This is a genomic window from Ensifer adhaerens (genome assembly GCF_002940685.1).
Lineage (GTDB): Bacteria > Pseudomonadota > Alphaproteobacteria > Rhizobiales > Rhizobiaceae > Ensifer > Ensifer adhaerens_E.
This window is the reverse complement of record NZ_PNFP01000005.1, coordinates 116,820-135,772: the sequence shown is the minus strand read 5'-3', so window position 1 is coordinate 135,772 and position 18,953 is coordinate 116,820. Positions and strand designations below refer to the sequence as shown.

Below are 18,953 nucleotides of genomic sequence, written 5' to 3'. Positions count from 1 at the left end.
ACGACGATCCGAGGCGTACGGCAACCGCCGATTTGAAATGAGGTCCGGTCAATGAAACCCAGTCGCGCACCCCGCAGACAGGCGAAGCTGGCAAAGCCAGCGCTGACCCGGCAGAACGATGGAGCTCTTATGAAGCGCAAGTATTTCGGTACCGATGGTATTCGCGGCCAGTCCAACACGTTTCCGATGACGCCGGATCTGGCGATGCGGGTCGGCATCGCCGTCGGTACGATCTTTCGCAACGGCGCCCATCGCCACCGGGTGGTGATCGGCAAGGATACGCGTCTTTCCGGCTACATGCTCGAAAACGCGATGGTGGCAGGCTTCACCGCTGCCGGCCTCGACGTCTTCCTGCTCGGGCCGATCCCGACGCCGGGTGTGGCCATGCTCACCCGTTCGCTGCGCGCCGATATCGGCGTGATGATTTCGGCCTCGCACAATCCCTTCCAGGACAACGGCATCAAGCTTTTCGGTCCGGACGGCTACAAGCTTTCCGACGACATCGAGGAGAAGATCGAGGCGCTGCTTGACCAGGATCTTTCGGGCCAGTTGGCTAGGTCGGAAGACATCGGCCGGGCAAAGCGCGTCGATGGCGACATCTATCGCTACCTGGAGCACGCAAAGCGCACCCTGCCGCGCGACGTGACGCTGCAGGGCCTGAGGATCGCCGTCGACTGCGCCAATGGCGCAGCCTACAAGGTGGCGCCGACCGCTCTTTGGGAACTGGGCGCGGAAGTCGTCACCATCGGCACCGAACCGAACGGTCAAAACATCAATCTCGATTGCGGCTCTACCCATCCGGCTGCGTTGTCGAAGAAGGTCCACGAGGTGCGCGCCGATATCGGCATCGCGCTCGACGGTGACGCCGACCGCGTACTGATCGTCGACGAGAACGGCACGGTCATCGATGGCGACCAGCTGATGGCCGTCATCGCCGACAGCTGGGCCGAGGACGGCATGCTGCGCGGCGGCGCCATTGCCGCCACCGTGATGTCCAATCTCGGTCTCGAGCGCTACCTGAAGGGACGCGGCATCGACCTGCGCCGCACCAAGGTCGGCGACCGTTACGTCGTCGAGCAGATGCGCCAGGACGGCCTGAATGTCGGCGGCGAGCAGTCGGGCCATATCGTGCTGTCCGACTTCGGCACGACCGGCGATGGTCTCGTTGCCGCACTGCAGATCCTTGCGGTGATCAAACGCCAGGGCAAGGCCGTCAGCGAAGTATGCCATCGCTTCGAGCCGGTTCCGCAGGTCTTGAAGAATGTTCGTGTTTCCGCCGGCAAGCCACTTGAGAATGCAACCGTGCGCCAGGCGATCGCGGATGCGGAATCGGAACTTGCCAAATCGGGCCGCCTGCTGATCCGTCCGTCCGGCACCGAGCCGCTCATCCGCGTCATGGCGGAAGGCGACGATCGCGGCCAGGTCGAGCGCATCGTCGACGAACTGGTCAATGTCATCGGCAGCGTTCGCAACGCCGCCTGACCGACGTCGCCGCTACGACTTACACACCGAAAGACAGGATGCCGACTGCTATCGCGGTCGGCATTTTTCGTTGGCCTCTGCGGTTTGAAGATGGTTAACGCTGCAGCGCAATTGCCCGCTAAGCTTGCGATCGTGGTAAATTTCTATGCTTAATCGGATATTAACCCGCGCATGCGACTTCTAGCGAGAAAAGTCGCCGAACCTGCTTCCGGTCGCGACCCAGGAGTTCGCTAGTATTCGCGGAGTGATATTATGAAAAGGCATTTTCTGGCATTGGCCGCCGCGATTTGCGGCGGGATCCCCGCTGCGGCGGCTGACCTTTATGTTGAGCCCGATCCTGTGGTCGTACCGGTCGGTGGATGGTACCTGCGTGGATATCTGGGCATGAGCAACCAGCGACTCGGCAGTCTGGAGAACGCCGACTTCTCCCTTGCCCCTTTTCACGAGCTAGTGGATGAAGGTGGCTTCAACAGCGCACCGCTTGGTGGCATTGGCGTCGGCTACCAGTTCAATGACTGGCTGCGAATGGACGGCATCGTCGAATATCGTGGCAAGGCGGATTTCTCGGCGCTCGACCGCTACACCTACAACACGGACGCGAGCGGCAACCCGATTTGGGAAGGCACCAACGACTATGACGGAGCCAAATCCGAATGGCTGCTGATGGCGAACGCCTATGTCGATCTTGGTGACTGGTACGGTGTCGTTCCCTACATCGGCGCCGGCATCGGCGCGTCGCGCAACACCATTTCGGGTTTCCGTGACGTCAACGTACCGAAGCTGGGCCTGGCTACGGCCGACAGCGATCCCACCTGGAACTTCGCCTGGGCGCTGCACGCGGGCGTCGGTTACAAGGCAAGCGACAGGCTGACACTGGACGTCGGTTACAGCTACATGAACCTCGGTGATGCCAAGACCAAGGAGATTCGGTCCTACGACGGAAAATACACCAGCGCGCCGATGCACTTCAAGGACATCACCTCGCACGACTTCAAGGTTGGCCTTCGCTACGCGCTGGAATAGTCGGCAGCAGCGCTCGATGCATCACAAGGGGTCCGCCATTGGCGGGCCCTTTCGCGTTTCTGGGGTGTCCGGATGGTTAACGGGCATGGTTAACCGTGGATTAACCTCGGCTTGCAATAGTTAACGCCGAATCGGGCGACGTATGGCCCACCGTGATGGAAGCGAAAGGGCATGGGCATGGGTTGGCGAGACGGGTTCTGCGGAGCCGCTTTTGGTGCCGGCCTGCTCCTTTCCGGCGCGGCGCTTGCTGCCGACGAGGATCTTCTGAACGCCCCGGAAATCACCATCGAAAAAGAAGCGACCGGCGCCAGCGCGATCTATCTGCGCGGCGATATCGGCTATGCGCCGTGGCGAAGCGAAGGCGATCCCTATTACCGGACCTTCGATGCGGGCACGTCGACCTATGACAGCGTCCCCTTCGACCATGCGCGTTTCGACAAGCCGTTCTCAGGGGCGCTCGGCGTCGGCTACCAGTTTACCGACACGTTCCGCGCCGACCTGACGGCCGAATATTTCGAAGGCCGGTTCAACGGCTCGTCCTCATCGGCAGGCCCGTGCGCGGGGCAGGGGGCGGGCACGTCCTGTGCGTTTTCGACCGGGGCTGACTATTCCGCTCTCGGCCTGATGGCGAATGCCTATGTCGACTTCGGCACGCTCGCCGGCTTCACGCCCTATGTCGGCGCCGGTCTCGGCGCGACACGTCTCAATTGGGACACCGCCGTCGAAAAGGCGACCTGCGTTGCCGGCGGCGGCGCCTGCGCCGGGGCGGCCACCTCGACCTCCTATGAGGGGCGCGACAGCTGGCGTTTCACCTATGCGCTGATGGCCGGCGTCTCCTACGATCTCAGCGATCAATTGAAGCTCGATGTCGGGTATCGCTATTCCCATATTGCCGATGGCGAGATGTTCGGCTTCGGTGCGGAAGCGCTTGCGGGCGCGCGCGGCGACAAGGGCTTTGACGATGGTCTTTCCCGTCACGAAATCCGGGCCGGCCTGCGCTTCTCGTTCTGACGCGATCGCCATGGAAGGATCGGGCAGGATCAGCGCGTTCTTTCCGCGATAGCTCCCGCGCTGCCCGAAGCAGGGTGGTGCGTGGCAACAATCGCTCGCTTGTGGCTGCGTGCCTTTGCAGATGTTGCCCGCGACGCCATAAATTTTGTCGATTGCGACAAAGCGCTTGACTTCCGATCCCGTCGCCAATATCGACGACGGCGGGACACCCTTCCCCAACGAAGGGCTATCTATCTGGAAGGATAGCACATGGCAAAGCCTGCACAGCCGGACCTCCGTCCGAACAATACCCATTTCTCTTCTGGCCCTTGCTCGAAGCGCCCCGGTTGGACGCTCGACGCTCTCTCCGATGCTCCGCTCGGTCGTTCGCACCGCGCCAAGGTCGGCAAGACGAAGCTGAAGCAGGCCATCGATCTTACCCGTGACATTCTCGAAGTGCCGGCCGACTACCGCATCGGCATCGTGCCCGCTTCCGATACCGGCGCCGTCGAAATGGCGCTCTGGTCGCTGCTCGGTCCGCGCGGCGTCGACATGGTCGCCTGGGAAAGCTTTGGCGCCGGCTGGGTGACCGACGTGGTCAAGCAGCTCAAGCTCGCCGACGTGCGCAAGTTCGAAGCCGGCTACGGCGAACTTCCCGATCTTTCCAAGGTCGATTTCGACCGCGACGTGGTCTTCACCTGGAACGGCACGACCTCGGGCGTGCGCGTGCCGAACGGCGACTTCATTCCGGCCGACCGCAAGGGCCTGACGATCTGCGACGCGACCTCGGCCGCCTTCGCGCAGAACCTCGATTTCGCCAAGCTCGACGTCGTCACCTTCTCCTGGCAGAAGGTTCTCGGCGGCGAAGGCGCCCATGGCGTCATCATCCTGTCGCCCCGCGCTGTCGAACGCCTGCTTTCCTACGTTCCGGCCTGGCCGCTGCCGAAGATCTTCCGCATGACCTCGGGCGGCAAGCTGATCGAGGGCATCTTCACCGGCGAAACGATCAACACGCCGTCGATGCTCTGCGTCGAAGACTACATCGACGCCCTTCGTTGGGCCCAGCAGGTCGGCGGGCTCAAGGGCCTGATGGCCCGCGCCGACGCCAATGCCGAAGCCATCTTCGATTTTGTCGCCGCCAATGACTGGATCGCCAACCTCGCCGTCAAGGACGAGACCCGCTCCAACACCTCGGTCTGCCTGAAGATCGTCGACAAGGACGTTCTGGCGCTCGATGCCGACGGACAGGCAGCCTTTGCCAAGGGTGTCGTTGCGCTTCTCGAAAAGGAAGGCGTCGCCTTCGACATCGGCCATTACCGCGATGCCCCGTCCGGTCTTCGCATCTGGGCCGGTGCCACGATCGAGACCGCCGACATGAAGGCGCTGATGCCGTGGCTGACCTGGGCCTTCGAGACCCAGAAGGCGACGCTGGCGCAGGCCGCGGCCTGATCAGACAAGGGTGAGGACAATGAACTTCGCCCGCATCTCACACTGATTTGAGTGATCCGCTTCGCTCCCGATGGGGGCGAGGCCCGGCTACCCGCATTCCCATTCAGACCTGATCTTTAAGGAGGCCTCTCATGGCACCTCGCGTTCTCGTATCCGACGAACTGTCGGAAACCGCCGTCCAGATCTTCCGCGACCGCGGCGTCGAAGTCGATTTCCAGCCGAAGCTCGGCAAGGACAAGGACAAGCTCGCCGAAATCATCGGCAACTATGACGGTCTGGCGATCCGCTCGGCCACCAAGGCGACGGAAAAGCTGATCGCGGCTGCGACCAACCTCAAGGTCATCGGCCGCGCCGGCATCGGCGTCGACAACGTCGATATCCCGGCCGCCTCGCGTCGCGGTATCATCGTGATGAACACGCCCTTCGGCAACTCGATCACGACCGCCGAGCACGCGATCGCGCTGCTCTTTGCCGTTGCCCGCCAGCTGCCGGCCGCCGACACCTCGACGCAGGCCGGCAAGTGGGAGAAGTCCCGCTTCATGGGTGTCGAAATCACCGGCAAGACGCTCGGCGTCATCGGTGCGGGCAATATCGGTTCGATCGTCTGCTCGCGCGCCATCGGCCTCAAGATGCACGTGCTTGCCTATGACCCGTTCCTCTCCAAGGAGCGCGCCGAGGAAATGGGCGTCACCAAGGTGGAGCTCGACGAGCTGCTTGCCCAGGCCGATTTCATCACCCTGCACGTGCCGCTGACGGACAAGACGCGCAACATCCTGAACGCTGAAGCGCTTGCCAAGACCAAGCCTGGCGTGCGCATCGTCAACTGCGCCCGCGGCGGCCTCGTCGATGAGAAGGCACTTGCCGAAGCGATCAAGTCGGGCCACGTTGCCGGCGCCGGCTTCGATGTCTTCGAGGTCGAGCCCGCAACCGAAAGCCCGCTCTTCGGCCTGCCGAACGTCGTCTGCACGCCGCATCTCGGCGCTTCGACCACGGAAGCCCAGGAGAATGTCGCGCTGCAGGTGGCCGAGCAGATGTCGGACTACCTGGTGAAGGGCGCCGTTTCCAACGCCATCAACATGCCGTCGATCACCGCCGAGGAAGCGCCGATCCTGAAGCCGTTCATCCGGCTTGCCGACGTTCTCGGCGCCTTCGTCGGTCAGGTGACCGAAAGCGCGATCAAGGAAATCGAGATCCTTTATGACGGCTCGACCGCCGGCATGAACACCAAGGCGCTGACGAGCGCTGTGCTTGCCGGTCTGATCCGGCCGCAGGTCGCCGACGTCAACATGGTTTCGGCGCCGGTGATGATCAAGGAAAAGGGCATCATCCTGTCCGAGGTCAAGCGCGACAAGACCGGCGTCTTCGACGGCTACATCAAGCTGACGGTGAAGACGGCGAACCAGACCCGCTCGGTTGCCGGTACGGTGTTCTCGGATGGCAAGCCGCGCTTCATCCAGATCAAGGGCATCAACCTCGATGCGGATGTCGGCAACCACATGGTCTACATCACCAACACCGACGTTCCCGGCATGATCGGCTTCATCGGCATGACGCTCGGTGACGCCGGCGTCAACATCGCCAACTTCCAGCTCGGCCGCGAGAAGGAAGCCGGCGACGCGATCGCGCTGCTCTACGTCGATGGTGCGGTTTCCGAGGCCGTGCTTGACAAGCTGCGTGCCAATCCGGCAATTCGCCAGGCAAAGCCGCTGGTCTTCAACATCGATTGATGCCGGCATGGCAAGCGGCAGCGCAATCTGCCGCTTTGTCGACCCAATCGTGGGACAATGGAGCACGCACCGGCCGCCCGCCGGTGCGTTTTCCTGTTTTAGACCGCTTGTGACGTAAGATGACCGAAATGACATTCCGCTGGCGCGAGGCAAGCCTGCCTGACCTTGCCTCCGTGTCGGAGATCCAGCTCGTGGTGCATCAGGCCTTTCCCGAGGATGACGCCGTGCTCGCCGACCGCATCGCGCTCAGCCCTGCCGGTTGCTTCATGCTGGACGCAAGGGGAGAGTCGCGCGGCTATGTGCTCAGCCACCCCTGGCTCAGGCGCGCGCCGCCGTCGCTCAACACCATGCTCTGCGAAATCCCTGACGCTGCCGATACCTGGTACATCCATGACCTCGCCCTTCTGCCGGAAATGCGCGGCTCCGGGGCAGGGGGTGGCGTGCTGCCGATGCTCGAAGACGTCGCCCGGACGGAAGGGTTCCGCTCGATGTCGCTCGTTTCGGTCAACGGATCCCGCGGCTTCTGGGAACGGCAGGGCTTTGAGGTCCGCATGGACGAACGGCTGGCGTGGAAGCTTGCAAGCTACGGCGAGGACGCGCTCTACATGGAGCGGCGTCTCGCCTGAATGAAAATGGCGCCCGTTCGGCGCCATTCTCCTTTGTGTCGGTTCGTGTCAGGCTGCCCGCTGTGCGGCGGGGCGCCACCCTCTGTCCTCGACCGTGAACTGTGCGAGCCGGCCGGAAAGCACATTGCTTTCGCCGGCGAGCGCCTGGCTTGCTGCCGAGGTCTGCTCGACCATGGCGGCATTCTGCTGCGTCATCTGGTCCATCTGGTTGACGGCGGTGTTGATCTCCCGCAGCCCGACCGACTGTTCGCGGGCGGCCGTCGCGATGGCGACGATGCGGTCGTTGATCTCGTTGACCCGCCGCTCGATGTCGCCAAGCGCCGAGCCGGTCGCCTCGACGAGACGCACGCCGGCGGAGACTTCGACACCCGATGCCGTGATCAGGCCCTTGATCTCCTTGGCAGCCGTCGCCGAACGCTGCGCCAGTTCTCGCACCTCCTGGGCGACCACCGCAAAGCCCTTGCCGGCGTCACCTGCGCGGGCCGCCTCAACGCCGGCGTTCAGCGCCAAAAGGTTCGTCTGGAAGGCGATGTCATCGATCACGCCGATGATTTCGCCGATCTTCGAGGACGAGTTTTCGATGCGCCCCATGGCGGTGATCGCGTCGCGAACGACTTCGCTTGAGGTGGCCGCACCCTTGCGGGCTTCGGCGACCATGCGGGTGGCCTCCTCGGCGCGGTTGGTGGAGTTCTGGACCGCCGAGGTGATCTCGTCGAGAGCCGCCGCCGTTTCTTCAAGCGATGCCGCCTGCTGTTCGGTGCGCTGCGACAGGTCGTTGGCCGCCTTGCTGATCTCGTTGGCATTGCCGGTGACGACAGATGTCGAGTCGGCGATCGCGCTGACCGTCGAGCGCAATGCGGCAACGGCGGTGTTGAAGTCCTGGCGCAGCTTTTCGTAGTCGGCGCCGAGGTCCGGGACGTGGGTTGTAAGGTCGCCGCTCGCCAGCCGTTCGAGTGCGCCGCCGATGCTGCTGACGACGTGGGCCTGGCTGCGCGCGGTCGCCTGCTGCATTTCCTCGTTGGCGCTGCGCTCGTGGTCGAGCGCCGCCTGCTGTTCGCGCTGACGAACCTCGAGGGCGTTGCGTTCGATCACCGATGCGCGCAGCACGACGAGGGCATCGGCCATATGGCCGATCTCGTCGCGGCGGCCGGTATCGGGGACCTGCGAGCGGGTGTCGTTGTTCGACACTTCAAGCATCACGTCCTTCAGCCGGTTGATCGGACCGCTGATCGAGCGGCCGATCGCCATCGCGGCGGCAAGCGTCGCGATTGCGGCAATCACCGTCGTGATGATCGTCATCAGCAGAGAAGCGTTGTACTTCGCAGCGAGGTCGTCGGCATATACGCCGGTGCCCACACCCCAGCCCCAGGGCTTGAAGCCCTGGATATATGAGTATTTCTCAACCGGCTCCTCGTGGCCGGGCTTGTCCCAGTAGTAGTTGACGATGCCGCTGCCCGGGTTCTGCGCAAGCGCGATGAGCTCGACGTTGAAGGCCTTGCCGTTGGTGTCCTTGAGCCCGCGAACGTCGGTTCCAATCAGCTTCTTGGCCAGCGGATGGGCGATCATCATGCCGTCGAAGCCGTTGATGAAGAAGTAGCCGTCCTGGCCGAAGCGCATGGCCATGACGGCGGAAATGGCACGGTTCTGCGCCTCCTCACGCGAGAGCGTGCCATTGCGCTCCTGCTCCTCGAAGCTTGCGATCGTCGAGATCGCCGCTTCGGTAACATTGCGCAACATCTGCCGGCGCTCGTCGCTGACTTCCGAATTGGCAACTTGCGTCTTGTAGGCCATGGCTGCGGCCATGAAGACCAGCGCCATTGCCGTCAACAGATAGATACGTGTCGAAATTCTAATATTTTTCACTGCCTTAGCCCCAGGGAGAATATCCTGGAGGCGACAGAAACAGTCATCTGCTAATCAAGCCTTAAGTCGCCTCCCGAGTTCTAGCGATTGCATTGCCTGAAACCTACCCGGTAGGCGCGAGAACCGCTCAGCGGGGGCGCCCCTTTTCCGCGATCGCGATGCCGCCAAGCACGAGGAGCAGGGCAAAGAGATGGAAGAGATGGAAGGTCTCGCCGATCAGCATCACCGATAGCAATGTGCCGAAGACGGGAATGGCGTTGATGAACAGGCCGGCGCGGTTGGCACCGATCATTTCGACGCCGCGCACATAGAGCACCTGCGACATCAGCGACGGGAAGATCGCGGCATAAAGTACGATGATCCAGCCTGTCGTGTCGGGTACGATCGCCGTGCCGGTGCCGATTTCCCAGAACAGCAGCGGAATGGCGCTCAAAAGCGCGCCGAAGGCGGGCGCGGCGATGAAACTCTGCCAGTGCATGGTCGGCTTGTAGCGCAGCGCCACGGTGTAACCCGCATAGACGATGCAGGCGCCGATCATCAAGGCGTCGCCGAAGTTGAACTCGAGCGACAGAAGGCTGGTCACGTCGCCATGCGCGGCGGTGACCAGCACGCCGATCAGGGTGACGGTAAAGCCGATGACCTGGGCGACCGAGGCTTTCGTCCGGAACAGCGCAAAATTGAACAGGAAGATCAGCATCGGGATGCCGGCCTGAAGAATGACGGCGTTGATGGCGCTCGTATATTTCAGCGCCGAATAGAGCAGCGCGTTGAAGGTGGTAAAGCCGATCGCGCCATAGGCGAGAAGCTGCAGCCAATGCCTGCGGATCTTGTCCCAGTCGCGGCGGATCTGCGGTGTCATCAGCACCAGAATGACGATCAGCGCGAAGACCCAGCGCAGGGTCGTCAGCATCATCGGGCTGACATGGCCGACCGCCATCTTGCCGGCGACCGAGTTGCCGCCCCAGAAGAGGGCAGTGATGCACAGATAGAAATAGGCCCTGGAATTCACGATGCTCAGACCTGCATGGGGATGGGCGACCGGTTGTCGCCATGGCGGGAAAGCACAAGATATAGGCGCTAAATCCCGGCCTTGTCATGCAAAAAGGGCGGAACGCCGGGCAGAACGGGGTCGCTTTCCAGATGACAACACAGTATAGATGCGCGGGTTTGAGAACAGCGCAGCCTCGTTTGCGCGCCTGCACAGGAAGAGAATTATGACGAATGTCGTAGTGGTCGGCTCCCAATGGGGTGACGAAGGCAAAGGCAAGATTGTGGATTGGCTCTCCGAGCGCGCGGATATCGTCGTGCGCTTTCAGGGCGGTCACAATGCCGGCCATACCCTGGTGATCGACGGCGTCAGCTACAAGCTGTCGCTCCTGCCTTCGGGCGTGGTGCGTCCCGGCAAGCTTGCTGTCATCGGCAATGGCGTCGTCATCGATCCGCACGCACTGATCGCCGAAATCGACAAGCTCGGCAAGCAGGGCATTGCGATCACGCCGGATAACCTGCGCATCGCCGACAATGCCACGCTGATCCTGTCGCTGCACCGCGAACTCGACGGCATCCGCGAGGACGCCGCCTCCAACAGCGGCACGAAGATCGGCACCACCCGCCGCGGCATCGGCCCGGCCTATGAAGACAAGGTCGGCCGTCGCGCCATCCGCGTCATGGATCTCGCCGATCTCGATACGCTGCCGGCCAAGGTCGATCGCCTCCTGACGCACCACAATGCGCTGCGCCGTGGCCTCTGCGAAACGGAAATCAGCCACGACGCGATCATGCAGGAACTCTCCTCGGTCGCCGCCAAGGTGCTGCCGTTCATGGAAACCGTCTGGGTGCTGCTCGACAAGGCGCGCCGCAAGGGCGCCCGCATCCTGTTCGAAGGCGCGCAAGGCACCCTGCTCGACATCGACCACGGCACCTATCCGTTCGTCACCTCGTCGAACACGGTTGCCGGTCAGGCTGCCGCCGGCTCGGGCATGGGTCCGGGTTCGCTCGGTTACATCCTCGGCATCACCAAGGCCTATACGACGCGTGTCGGCGAGGGGCCGTTCCCGACAGAACTCACCGATGAGATCGGCCAGTTCCTCGGCGAGAAGGGGCATGAGTTCGGCACGGTTACGGGTCGCAAGCGCCGTTGCGGCTGGTTCGATGCGGCATTGGTGCGCCAGTCGGTCGCCGCCAACGGCATCACCGGCATCGCGCTCACCAAGCTCGACGTTCTCGACGGTCTCGACGAGCTGAAGATCTGCGTCGGTTATACTCTGGACGGACAGCAGATCGACCATCTGCCGGCCAGCCAGGCGCAGCAAGCTTCGGCAAAGCCAGTCTATGTAACGCTCGAAGGCTGGAAAGAATCGACGGTTGGCGCGCGCAGCTGGGCAGATCTTCCGGCGCAAGCGATCAAGTATGTCCGCCAGGTGGAAGAACTGATCGGTGCACCGGTCGCTCTTCTTTCGACCAGCCCCGAACGGGACGACACAATACTTGTGACGGACCCCTTTGAGGACTAGTGTCGGCGAACTCACATCGCGTCGTGATCGCAAAGACATACCTGGGCGTATGAGAAAGTACTAATGGCGGATTTTGTTGCAGTTATTCGCAGGACCGTTGACGGCCTGTCGGAAAACACACCTGAAATGCGGGACAGGGTATACGAGAAGGCGCGCGCGGCCGTGCGCCGCCAACTCGAAAACATGAACCCGCGACCGTCGGACGACATGATCAATCGCCAGCTGGCGAAACTCGAAAACGCGATCGCCGAAGTCGACAGCGAACATGCCGAGGCCTTGCCCGCGCTCGACGAGCCGGAGGCTCTGGAAGCGGAGACCGTCGAACCGGTTGCCTCGGCGCCTTTCGTAGAGGAGCACGCTCCGGAACCGGAACCGGAACCGGAACCGGAACCGGAACCGGAACCGGAAGCCGAGCGCGCGCCGCTTGTCGAAAGTGAGCCGGTGGCCGAAAGCGAACCGGTGCATGCCGTCGAGCCGCTGGCACCGCAAGACGAAGGCATTGCCGAGACTTACCACCAGGCCGTGGCCCACGAGGAGCCGGCGCATGTCGTCGAGCCTGATGCCGGGCCGGCCGAGGAAGCCCCGGCGGAACCGGTAGAATACGAACGCGCAGAGCCTGTAGAATATGAACGCGTAGAGCCTACGGGAACCGTTACGGCGCCGCTGGACGAAACCCCCGTTGCTCTTCAGCCGGACGCGGACGCGCCGGTCTATGAAGCGCCGGAACATGCCGAACCGGTGGCAGAAACACAGGATGAGCCGGTGGCTCCCCCGCCGGTCGAGCCGCAGCACCAGCCTGCGGACGAGACGACCTGGGACGACGCGCCGGCTGCAAGCGCTGAACAGAAGCCGCAGCTTTCCGAATGGGACCTGCCCGAGTGGGAGACCGTCGGTCCGACGTCGACCGTCGCGCCGGCCAGCGAGCAGATCAGCGAAGAGCGAGCCGACGAGGTCCTCGAACCGGTTAGTGCGCCCGAACTTTTGGGGATGCATCCGGTCGATGAGCCGGAACAGCCGGCGCCTCAGGCAACGCCCACTGCGGAACCTGTGCGCGGCTGGTCGTTCGACGACAATGATCCTTTCGCCCCGATCGAGGAGCGGCGAGCCGAAAAGACCTCCGAACCGGAGATCAGTGACTGGTCATGGCCGGTCGAAAAGCCTGTTCAGGCGAACGCGACGCCGGCAGCGCAGGATCAGCAGGAACGCGTTGGCACCGCTTGGGATCATATCGATGACCTGCTCGGTTTCGAGGACGCGGCCAACGCTGCCGCGGCGGGAGCCGGAGCAGCGGCCGCGGCACGCGAACCGGAACGGAGCGTCGAGGCTGCAGCGCCGACTGCCCCAAGGCCGGGATCCTACCGGGCGACGCCGAAGCCGTCGCGCTTCAGCGCCAAGCGTCTTGCCATTGCCGCCGTCGCCCTTCTGGTCGTCGGCGGTGGCGGGTTTGCCTATTGGCAGAACCGCGAGGCCGGCAATGCCTGGATTTCCGGCATTGCCGCATCGATAACCTCGGCCGTGTCCAACATCGGCGGAGCGCCGGCAGAGCAAGCCACGCCGCCTCAGCCCGCTGGCGAGACCGCCAAGCAGGAACCGGCCGCGCATGACGATACGGCCGTTCCGGACGACGCGTCGACGAAGTTCACGCAGCGCCTGATGGCGGATGGTTCCGAGACCGACGACGGGCCGGCCAATGCAACCGGCGAGAGCGCGGCCCAGGAAGGCAAGTCCGTGGCGCCTCAGACGGAAGCCGGCAAGCCAGTCGAAACGGCGGCCGGGCAGGGCGGAACCGCCGGCCAGGCCGGGGCGCCGGCTGCGGGACAGGCCACCGGCCAGCCGAGCCAGACTGAAGTCGCGATTGTCAGCGGCGAGAAGATGTTCCTCTATGAGGAGCGCCTTGGCCAGTCTTCGCCCACGGCCGTTCCGGGGACCGTGGCATGGTCGGTGAAGCAGGAATCGCCCGGTGGCGACGCCAAGCCCGAGCCGGCAATCCAGGCTCAGATCACCGTTCCCGACCGCGGCCTGACCGCGCTGATGACGATCAAGCGGAATGCGGATCCGTCGCTGCCGGCAAGCCACGTCGTCGAATTCGTGTTCTCGCTGCCGCAGAACTTCGAGGGCGGTGCCATCGACAGCGTCCAGCGTGTATCGATGAAGCGGACCGAGCAGGATCGGGGAGACGCCTTGATCGCCGTTCCGGCCAAGATCACCGACGATTTCCACATGATCGCGCTGAACGATGCGACGGACGCCATCAGCAACAACACCGAACTGCTGCGCAGCCGCAGCTGGATCGACATCCCTCTCACCTACCGCAACGGCCGCCGCGCGCTGCTGACGCTTGAGAAGGGGCCGAGCGGCACGGATGTGTTCAACCAGGCCATGCGCGCCTGGACGGCGACGGGAACGGCTGCCCAGAGCAACAGCCAGTAGGCTCTCACAGAGAACCGTTGATACAGAAAACCCGGCGGAAGCGACCGCCGGGTTTTTTTGTCGGGCTACGCGTTCCTGAGGCAGGACCGTCGCCGAATTGCTTCGATGGCCTCAGGCGCCTTCGACGACGCGCAGGGCATTGGCGCGCTCCAGCGCTGCCTTGCGCACGGCATCCTGCACCTTTTCGAAGGCGCGGACTTCGATCTGCCGCACACGTTCGCGGCTGATGTCGAACTCGGCCGAGAGATCCTCGAGTGTCAGCGGATCTTCGGTCAGACGGCGTGCTTCGAAGATGCGACGCTCACGGTCGTTGAGCACCTTCATCGCGTTGGCAAGCAAGGCTCTGCGGTTTTCGAGCTCGTCCTGCTCGATCAGGATTTCTTCCTGGTTGTCGTGGTCATCGACGAGCCAGTCCTGCCATTGGCCGGAATCGCCTTCGCTCGCCTTGATCGGCGCGTTGAGCGAGGCGTCGCCGGACAGGCGGCGGTTCATCGACACGACTTCATCCTCGCTCACCTTGAGCGTGGTTGCGATTTCCTTGACCTGCTCGGGCTTGAGGTCACCCTCGTCGAGCGCCTGGATCTTGCCCTTGAGGCGACGCAGATTGAAGAACAGCCGCTTCTGGTTGGCGGTCGTGCCCATCTTGACCAGCGACCACGAGCGCAGGATGTACTCCTGGATTGCTGCCTTGATCCACCACATCGCGTAGGTGGCGAGACGGAAGCCGCGATCGGGCTCGAACTTCTTCACGGCCTGCATCAGACCGACATTGCCTTCGGACACGACTTCGCCGATCGGCAGGCCGTAGCCGCGATAGCCCATCGCGATCTTGGCGACGAGGCGAAGGTGACTGGTGACGAGCTTGTGCGCCGCCTTGCGGTCGTCATGTTCCTGGTACCGCTTGGCGAGCATGTACTCTTCCTGCGGCTCCAGCATCGGGAACTTGCGAATTTCGTCGAGGTAACGATTGAGGCCGCCTTCTCCAGCGGCAATCGTCGGCAAATTGTTTCGGGCCATATGAAGCACCCCCCTTTTTAGTCTCCGGCCTCCGGTCGGCAAGCCGGGCATGTGGGTCTTCGTCAAGACCCCACGAACGTAGAAAATAAGTACGGCGAAAGCATGATTCAAGGAGTCCGGTTCACGAGCATGTGACGCCGGAGCGACGGAAATGTCACGAATAGAGGCCAGTGTTAGATCGGAATTCCAGCGCCGGATTTCAAGGGGCGATCAGTCTCCGCTGCGCAGCGCTTCGATCAGTGCCGCCATGTCGGCCGGCATCGGCGCTTCGAAATGCATGGTTTCGCCGGTCGACGGATGTTCGAACTGCAGCATGAAGGCATGCAGCGCCTGGCGATGAAACTGGTTGACCACGGCCTTGGCGGCGTCGGGCAGAAGGTTTGCCTTGGTTCTGAAAGCGGCGCCGTATTCGGGATCGCCGATCAGCGGATGGCCGATATGGGCCATGTGCACGCGGATCTGGTGGGTCCGGCCCGTTTCCAGGTGGCATTCGATTGTCGAGGCGAGCGAAGTGCCGTCGGGTTTTTCGAGATAGCGCTCGACCACCTCGTAATGGGTGATGGCCTCGCGGGCGTCATCGCTGTCCTCGCGCTTGACGGCGCGCTTCGTCCGGTCGCCGGCGCGGCCGAGTGGCGCGTCGATCGTGCCCTTCAACTGCCGCGGCCGCCCCCAGACGACGGCACGATAGGCGCGCTCGAGCGGGCCGGTGCGGCCGTGGTCGGCAAACTGGTCCGAGAGATGGCGATGCGCCGCGTCGTTCTTGGCGACGACCATGACGCCGCTCGTCTCCTTGTCGAGGCGATGGACGATGCCCGGGCGCTTGACGCCGCCGATGCCCGACAGGCTGCTGCCGCAATGGTGGATCAGCGCATTGACGAGGGTTCCGGTCCAGTTGCCGGCGCCCGGATGCACGACGAGACCGGCGGGCTTGCACAGCACGATCAGGTCACTGTCCTCATAGAGCACGTCGAGGGGGATGTTCTCGCCCTTCGGCTCGGGATCTTCCGGCTCCGGCAGGTCGATCTCGAAAACGTCGCCCGGTTGCACCTTCTTTTTCGGTTCGCTCACCGGCTTGCCGTTGACCGACACCGCACCCTGTTCGATGAGCGCCTTGATGCGGTTGCGGGAGAATTCACCCGAAAGTGCGTCCGTCAGGAAGGAATCGAGCCGCCCTGCGGCATCCTCGCCCGCCGTCAGGACTTTCCTATTGGCCGTTGCTTGTTTAAAGGGGTCGTTCATTCCGTTAAAAATCCGAAAAAAGGCCAGCCATGACCGCAATCGAGCCCGATGACCAGGAAGACAAGCCGCTAGATCCGGCGATGGAAAATGTCCGCCGCAAGATGGTGAAGCTGCAGCTCGTCTCGGCCGGCGTCATGTTGGTCATGCTTATGGCTGTCCTTGGAACGATTGTCTACAAGCTGACGCGCACGGATGCGAAAGCACCGGCCGAGGCGTCCGCCGCTGTCGTTCCGAGCGAAGCGCCGGTCAATGCGGTTGCGGCACTGCCTGCAGGTTTCACGGTGACGAATGTTTCGCTTTCGGGCTCGCAGGTGCTGTTCTACGGCAACCTGCCCGGCGCCGAGCCGCGCGCCATCGTCTTCGACATCGGCACCGGCCGTGTCGTAGCCGATATTACCGTTCGGACGAACTGACGGCATGCCAGGCGCCCTCCCGCCCGTCTTGCGCATCGACGATCCCGCCGATCCCCGGATTGCCGGCTTCGTCTCGATCAAGGAGCGCGATCTGACCGGGAGGCACGGTCGCTTCATCGCCGAAGGGACTGTGGTCCTGCGCATGCTGGCCGCGGCGCACGAGGCCGGGCGCGGCTTTGCGGCGGAGGCGATCCTGCTGCTGGAGAACCGTCTGGAGGGCGTCAGCGACATTCTCCGGCGCTTCCCGCCTGATGTGCCGGTCTATGTGGCGAATGCGCCGGTGTTCGACGCGGTCGCCGGCTTCAACATGCATCGCGGCGTTCTGGCGCTCGGGCGCCGTGACGGGGAGCCGGATCGCGACACGCTGATTGCGTCCCTTCCCGCGTCAAGCCTGGTTCTGGCGGCCTGCGGCATCTCCAACCACGACAATATGGGTGCGCTCTTCCGCAACGCCGCCGCCTTCGGCGTCGATGCGGTGCTGATGGACGAGACGAGCTGCGATCCGATGTATCGCAAGGCGATCCGCGTTTCCGTCGGTTCCGTGCTGACGGTGCCCTTTGCCCGCGAAGGATCCATCGCCGTCATGCTGGAGCGGCTGCAGGACGCGGGCTTTGCGATCTGGGGCCTTTCGCCGGCGGGAACGACCGACATCGGCGCGATCCCGGCCGCACCGCGCACCGCACTTCTGATGGGAACCGAAGGCGAGGGGCTGCCGCAAGCGGTGCTGACCTCGATCCGGACGGCGCGCATCCGCCAGCGGCCGGGGCTGGACAGTCTCAATGTCTCGACGGCGGCCGGTATCGCCTTGCACCAGGTGGCCTTGATCAACGGCCGGATCTGACACGTTGCTCTAATGTGAGCGATTGACGCGGGCGCCTATTCGCGCGGCAGGATGTCCTTGACGCGCCTTGCCAGGCTTTTCCGGTTAACAGTGCCTGCCTCCTCGCCTGAAAGCAGGCCGCGGATGGGGGAGGTGCCACCTTCATTCGTGGCGGTCAGCGCCACCATGCCCGCGGCGATTGCCGCAACTTCGTCGCGGAGCGCCTCGTCGTGGGCGGCGGACTTGGAGTTGGTCAGGCGTTCCGAAAGGGCGGTGGCGCGATTGCGCAGGTCGTCGGCGGCCATCGAGGAGCCGGGCTCGCCGTTCGCCGCTTGAGCCGGTTCCGCTGCGCCATTGACCGTCGGTTCGGCTGCGACCCGGCGGTCCTTGCGCAAGGGGAAGGCGACGCCTGCGGCGCGTAGTGCCTTGGCGGCGTCGCGCATTTCCTGGTTCGTGTCCTTGACCTTGGCCTTCAATCTCTCGATCTCGCCGGCGCGTCTTTCGAGCGCGCTCTCGCGGTCGGCGCTGGTTGCCATTTCGCGGGCAAGCTTGTCTTCCAGCCGGTGCAGACGGGTCTCGTCGCGCGACAGGCGGAGCTCCATTTCCTTGGCATGGGTAGTCTCGGTCTTGAGGTCGCCGCGAAGGGCCTCGCGCTCGTCGCGCAGCGTGGCGATCCGGCTTTTCAGGTGCTCGACCTCGGTCTCGCGCGCGGCCAGGTCGATGCGCAGATTGTCGGACTCCGCGGCATTTTGAGCAAGCTGAACGTCGCGTTTCTGAAGCTCGTCGGACTTTCCGGCATTGTCCCGCTCAACACTGTCGAGCGTCGCCTTCATCCGTTCCAGGCGCTGCTCGAACTGGCGGATGGACGAGCGCATGTCTGCCGCTTCGACGTTCATGTCGGCGAGCTGGGCATGCAGGTCGGCGTTTTCGCCGCTGAGGCGACGGGCCTCCTGCAGGCTCTTTTCGTTCGTGAGCATCAGCGACACGCCCTTGTCCCGCTCGCGCTTCAGGGCCTGAAGGGTGCGGGCGTTCTCGGCGGCAAAGGCGGCGCGGGCAGCATCCTTCTGCGCGCGCACCTCCTGGGGGCTGAGCGGCATCGTCGCCTTCAGCCGGTCCTCGGCGAAGCGCACGATGCGGCGGTGGATCGCCGGCGCGACCAGGAGACCGATGATGATCGCCGTCAGAAAGCCCAGGGCAAAGAGAAGCGAGAATTGGATCACGAGCTGGCCGTTTCAAAACTGGACCGGAAACCGAACCGCCTGCCGGGCCGCAAGGGCAGGCAGGCGCTCCATTTTCCGCTTCCTTGCACTAAACATGACGTTTCGTGCGCTGCAAGTCTGTGGTGCCGGAATTTGCGACGG

Annotated in this window: 15 protein-coding genes; 10 read left to right on the top strand and 5 right to left on the bottom strand. The window is 63.5% G+C overall.

Annotation, left to right across the window (positions count from 1 at the left end; all coding sequences use genetic code 11):
• The first annotated feature begins 129 nt into the window (after window positions 1-129).
• From glmM to C1A35_RS11650, 6 genes are all read left to right on the top strand, one after another.
• Complete coding sequence (glmM, locus tag C1A35_RS11675; protein ID WP_104664490.1) at window positions 130-1,482, top strand: phosphoglucosamine mutase; 1,353 nt, start codon at window positions 130-132, stop codon at window positions 1,480-1,482.
• Between the two features lie 252 nt (window positions 1,483-1,734).
• The gene (locus C1A35_RS11670; protein WP_104664489.1) at window positions 1,735-2,505 is read left to right on the top strand and encodes an outer membrane protein; all 771 of its coding nucleotides are present in this window, start codon (window positions 1,735-1,737) and stop codon (window positions 2,503-2,505) included.
• Between the two features lie 177 nt (window positions 2,506-2,682).
• On the top strand, window positions 2,683-3,516 hold the full coding sequence (locus tag C1A35_RS11665; protein WP_104664711.1) for an outer membrane protein: 834 nt from the start codon (window positions 2,683-2,685) through the stop codon (window positions 3,514-3,516).
• A 249-nt stretch (window positions 3,517-3,765) separates the two neighbouring features.
• Window positions 3,766-4,944 carry a phosphoserine transaminase gene (locus C1A35_RS11660; RefSeq protein WP_104664488.1) on the top strand — a complete coding sequence of 393 codons (1,179 nt, stop codon included), beginning with the start codon at window positions 3,766-3,768 and terminating at the stop codon, window positions 4,942-4,944.
• A gap of 131 nt (window positions 4,945-5,075) precedes the next feature.
• On the top strand, window positions 5,076-6,671 hold the full coding sequence (serA, locus tag C1A35_RS11655) for a phosphoglycerate dehydrogenase (RefSeq protein ID WP_104664487.1): 1,596 nt from the start codon (window positions 5,076-5,078) through the stop codon (window positions 6,669-6,671).
• 119 nt (window positions 6,672-6,790) lie between these two features.
• Entirely contained in the window at window positions 6,791-7,297 is a 507-nt protein-coding gene (locus tag C1A35_RS11650; protein ID WP_104664486.1) for a GNAT family N-acetyltransferase, read from the top strand.
• A 48-nt stretch (window positions 7,298-7,345) separates the two neighbouring features.
• On the opposite strand, the gene C1A35_RS11645 is transcribed toward C1A35_RS11650, so the two are convergent.
• A complete protein-coding gene (locus C1A35_RS11645; RefSeq protein ID WP_104664485.1) occupies window positions 7,346-9,160 on the bottom strand; it encodes a methyl-accepting chemotaxis protein in 1,815 nt (604 codons plus the stop codon).
• 127 nt (window positions 9,161-9,287) lie between these two features.
• Entirely contained in the window at window positions 9,288-10,169 is an 882-nt protein-coding gene (locus C1A35_RS11640; RefSeq protein ID WP_104664484.1) for a DMT family transporter, read from the bottom strand.
• 205 nt (window positions 10,170-10,374) lie between these two features.
• On the opposite strand from C1A35_RS11640, the gene C1A35_RS11635 reads away from it, so the two are divergent.
• Together C1A35_RS11635 and C1A35_RS11630 are read left to right on the top strand one after the other, a co-directional pair.
• The gene (locus C1A35_RS11635; protein WP_104664483.1) at window positions 10,375-11,673 is read left to right on the top strand and encodes an adenylosuccinate synthase; all 1,299 of its coding nucleotides are present in this window, start codon (window positions 10,375-10,377) and stop codon (window positions 11,671-11,673) included.
• A gap of 63 nt (window positions 11,674-11,736) precedes the next feature.
• The gene (locus C1A35_RS11630) at window positions 11,737-14,103 is read left to right on the top strand and encodes a hypothetical protein (RefSeq protein WP_104664482.1); all 2,367 of its coding nucleotides are present in this window, start codon (window positions 11,737-11,739) and stop codon (window positions 14,101-14,103) included.
• A gap of 111 nt (window positions 14,104-14,214) precedes the next feature.
• Here the strand turns inward: C1A35_RS11630 and rpoH are convergent, their stop codons facing one another.
• Complete coding sequence (gene rpoH, locus C1A35_RS11625) at window positions 14,215-15,120, bottom strand: RNA polymerase sigma factor RpoH (protein WP_104664481.1); 906 nt, start codon at window positions 15,118-15,120, stop codon at window positions 14,215-14,217.
• 210 nt (window positions 15,121-15,330) lie between these two features.
• Window positions 15,331-16,359: an RluA family pseudouridine synthase gene (locus C1A35_RS11620; RefSeq protein WP_104664480.1), complete on the bottom strand. Its 1,029-nt coding sequence runs from the start codon at window positions 16,357-16,359 to the stop codon at window positions 15,331-15,333.
• A 29-nt stretch (window positions 16,360-16,388) separates the two neighbouring features.
• On the opposite strand from C1A35_RS11620, the gene C1A35_RS11615 reads away from it, so the two are divergent.
• The gene (locus C1A35_RS11615; RefSeq protein ID WP_104664479.1) at window positions 16,389-16,772 is read left to right on the top strand and encodes a hypothetical protein; all 384 of its coding nucleotides are present in this window, start codon (window positions 16,389-16,391) and stop codon (window positions 16,770-16,772) included.
• A 4-nt stretch (window positions 16,773-16,776) separates the two neighbouring features.
• The gene (locus C1A35_RS11610) at window positions 16,777-17,613 is read left to right on the top strand and encodes a TrmH family RNA methyltransferase (protein WP_104664478.1); all 837 of its coding nucleotides are present in this window, start codon (window positions 16,777-16,779) and stop codon (window positions 17,611-17,613) included.
• A gap of 35 nt (window positions 17,614-17,648) precedes the next feature.
• On the opposite strand, the gene C1A35_RS11605 is transcribed toward C1A35_RS11610, so the two are convergent.
• Window positions 17,649-18,812 carry a hypothetical protein gene (locus C1A35_RS11605; protein ID WP_104664477.1) on the bottom strand — a complete coding sequence of 388 codons (1,164 nt, stop codon included), beginning with the start codon at window positions 18,810-18,812 and terminating at the stop codon, window positions 17,649-17,651.
• Between the last annotated feature and the right edge of the window lie 141 nt (window positions 18,813-18,953).

Excerpts from the sequence above, each read along its gene's own strand:
- C1A35_RS11650 (WP_104664486.1), top strand. The coding sequence starts at position 6,791 with ATGACCGAAATGACATTCCGCTGGCGCGAGGCAAGCCTGCCTGACCTT.
- C1A35_RS11620 (WP_104664480.1), bottom strand. The coding sequence starts at position 16,359 with ATGAACGACCCCTTTAAACAAGCAACGGCCAATAGGAAAGTCCTGACG.
- C1A35_RS11635 (WP_104664483.1), top strand. The coding sequence starts at position 10,375 with ATGACGAATGTCGTAGTGGTCGGCTCCCAATGGGGTGACGAAGGCAAA.
- rpoH (WP_104664481.1), bottom strand. The coding sequence starts at position 15,120 with ATGGCCCGAAACAATTTGCCGACGATTGCCGCTGGAGAAGGCGGCCTC.
- serA (WP_104664487.1), top strand. The coding sequence starts at position 5,076 with ATGGCACCTCGCGTTCTCGTATCCGACGAACTGTCGGAAACCGCCGTC.
- C1A35_RS11630 (WP_104664482.1), top strand. The coding sequence starts at position 11,737 with ATGGCGGATTTTGTTGCAGTTATTCGCAGGACCGTTGACGGCCTGTCG.
- C1A35_RS11670 (WP_104664489.1), top strand. The coding sequence starts at position 1,735 with ATGAAAAGGCATTTTCTGGCATTGGCCGCCGCGATTTGCGGCGGGATC.
- glmM (WP_104664490.1), top strand. The coding sequence starts at position 130 with ATGAAGCGCAAGTATTTCGGTACCGATGGTATTCGCGGCCAGTCCAAC.
- C1A35_RS11610 (WP_104664478.1), top strand. The coding sequence starts at position 16,777 with ATGCCAGGCGCCCTCCCGCCCGTCTTGCGCATCGACGATCCCGCCGAT.
- C1A35_RS11615 (WP_104664479.1), top strand. The coding sequence starts at position 16,389 with ATGACCGCAATCGAGCCCGATGACCAGGAAGACAAGCCGCTAGATCCG.
- C1A35_RS11665 (WP_104664711.1), top strand. The coding sequence starts at position 2,683 with ATGGGTTGGCGAGACGGGTTCTGCGGAGCCGCTTTTGGTGCCGGCCTG.
- C1A35_RS11660 (WP_104664488.1), top strand. The coding sequence starts at position 3,766 with ATGGCAAAGCCTGCACAGCCGGACCTCCGTCCGAACAATACCCATTTC.